The sequence below is a fragment of the Candidatus Eisenbacteria bacterium genome, assembly GCA_035712145.1.
Lineage (GTDB): Bacteria > Eisenbacteria > RBG-16-71-46 > RBG-16-71-46 > RBG-16-71-46 > DASTBI01.
Map to the genome: position 1 here is coordinate 1 of DASTBI010000015.1, position 2,203 is coordinate 2,203.

General features: G+C 67.2%; 3 protein-coding genes. All 3 read left to right on the forward strand.

Annotated elements, in window-relative coordinates:
• A partial coding sequence (locus VFQ05_00700) for a Re/Si-specific NAD(P)(+) transhydrogenase subunit alpha (protein HET9325271.1) occupies nucleotides 1–1,156 on the forward strand: 1,156 nt, incomplete at its 5' end.
• Nucleotides 1,153–1,464 carry an NAD(P) transhydrogenase subunit alpha gene (locus VFQ05_00705; protein ID HET9325272.1) on the forward strand — a complete coding sequence of 104 codons (312 nt, stop codon included), beginning with the start codon at nucleotides 1,153–1,155 and terminating at the stop codon, nucleotides 1,462–1,464. The genes VFQ05_00700 and VFQ05_00705, both read left to right, overlap by 4 nt.
• Nucleotides 1,461–2,203, forward strand: a 743-nt coding sequence (locus VFQ05_00710) for an NAD(P)(+) transhydrogenase (Re/Si-specific) subunit beta (protein ID HET9325273.1), incomplete at its 3' end; no start/stop codon positions are given. The genes VFQ05_00705 and VFQ05_00710, both read left to right, overlap by 4 nt.

Sequence of the window (2,203 nt, forward strand, 5' to 3'; positions counted from 1 at the left end):
CTTCGTGCGCCTCGGCATTCCCCGTGAAGTCACACCCGGTGAGACCCGGGTGAGCATCGTTCCCGAGACGGTCGGCAAGCTCGTCAAGGCCGGCCACCAGGTGGCCGTCGAGACCGGAGCAGGAACGGTTTCCTCGAACACCGACGACGCGTACCGGCAGGCCGGCGCCACGATCGCGCCGGGTCCGCGCGAGACCTATGAAGGGGCGCAGGTGGTGGTGAAGGTGAGAGAGCCCGTCTCCCATCCCGCCCTCGGCGCTCACGAGGCGGATCTGGTCCCGAGCGGCGCTGTCTTCATCGCCTTCCTGGGACGCGACGCCGGTTCCGAGGCGGTCAAGCGGCTGGCGACCCGCGGTGTCACCGCGTTCTCGATGGAGATGATCCCGCGCACTTCGCGGGCGCAGAAGCTGGACGCGCTCTCGTCGATGGCCAACATCGCCGGGTACAAGGCCGCGCTGATCGCGGCCAACGCGCTGCCACGCTACTTCCCGCTGCTGATGACCGCGGCCGGAACGATTCCCCCCGCACGCGCGTTCATCCTCGGCGCCGGTGTCGCGGGGCTACAGGCAATCGCCACCTGCCGGCGACTGGGCGCGCAGGTGGAAGCCTTCGACGTGCGGCCGGCGGTGAAGGAGGAAGTTCAGAGTCTCGGCGCCACCTTTGTCGGCCTCGAGCTCGGCGACGCCGGTGTTGGCGCGGGCGGCTACGCCAAGGAGCTGAGCGAGGAGCACCATAAGAAGGAGCAGGCGCTCATCGCCCAACGCCTCCAAGCCGCCGACGTCGCCATCACCACCGCGGCGATCCCGGGCAGGAAGGCGCCGCTGCTCATCACTCGCGCGATGGTGGAGAGCATGAAGCCAGGCTCGGTGATCGTGGACCTCGCTGCGGAGACGGGCGGGAACTGTGAGCTGACCCGTCCCAACGAAACGGTCGAGCACCACGGAGTGCGCATCTTCGGCATGGTCAACGTGGCGGCATTGATGCCGTTCCATGCCAGCCAGCTCTACTCGCGCAACGTTCACGCTCTGCTCCAGCTCATGGTGACCAAGGAAGGCGAGCTGAAGCTCGACTGGGAAGACGACATCATCCGCGACAGCTGCATCCATCGACCGCAGGCAGCGGCCGCCTCCGCGGCCCCGGCCGGGAGGGCTTCGTGAGCGAAGGCACGCTGATCCTGTATGCGATCTACATCTTCGTGCTGGCGGTCTTCGTGGGTTTCGAGGTGATCTCCAAGGTGCCGGTGCAGCTCCACACGCCACTGATGTCTGGCACCAACGCCATTCACGGGATCGTGATGCTGGGCGGCATGCTGGTGCTGGCGCAGGCCCACGACCAGGCTGTGCTCAAGTGGATCGGCTTCGCCGCGGTGGTGCTCGGCTCGGCCAACCTGTTCGGCGGCTTCGTGGTCACCGACCGCATGCTGGAGATGTTCAAGTCCAAGAAGAGCGACGGGAGGAAGTCGTGAATCCCAAGCTCCTCTCCGACGTCGCCTATCTGACCTCGGCCATCCTCTTCATCGTCGGCCTCAAGTTCCTGAGCCATCCCCGCCGGGCGCGGCGCGGCAACCAGCTCGCCGCGATCGGCATGGCGTTCGCCGTCGTCGCCTCGTTCATTTTCATCTGGGGCGGCGGCCAGCTCGAGCCCGGCTCGGACGCGGGTGTGCTGATCATCGTCGGCATCCTGGTCGGCGCGATCGCGGGAACCATCGGCGCCCGCAAGGTCGCGATCACCGAGATGCCGCAGATGGTCGCGCTGCTGAACGGCTGCGGCGGCGGCGCGGCGGCGTTGATCTCGGTGGTCGAATTCGCGCGCATCCAGCATGGCGAGACCGCCGACGCGCTCGGCTTCGGCGCCACGCTGTTCGGTCTGGTGATCGGCTCGCTCTCCTTCTGGGGCTCGCTGGTCGCCTTCGGCAAGCTTTCGGGATTCATGGAGAAGGCGATCACCTCCCCGCTCCAGAAGGCGCTGAACGGCGCGCTCTTCCTGGGCATCATCGCGACGCTGGTCTGGATCTCCATGGGCGGCGGCATGAACGCCTTTCTCGTGCTCACCGTGCTCTCGCTCTTCTTCGGCGTGCTGATGGTGGTGCCGATCGGCGGCGCCGACATGCCGGTGGTGATCTCGCTGCTCAACTCCTTCACCGGGCTCGCGGTGGCCGCCACGGGCTTCTCGCTCCACGAGCCGGCGCTGATCATCAGCGGAAC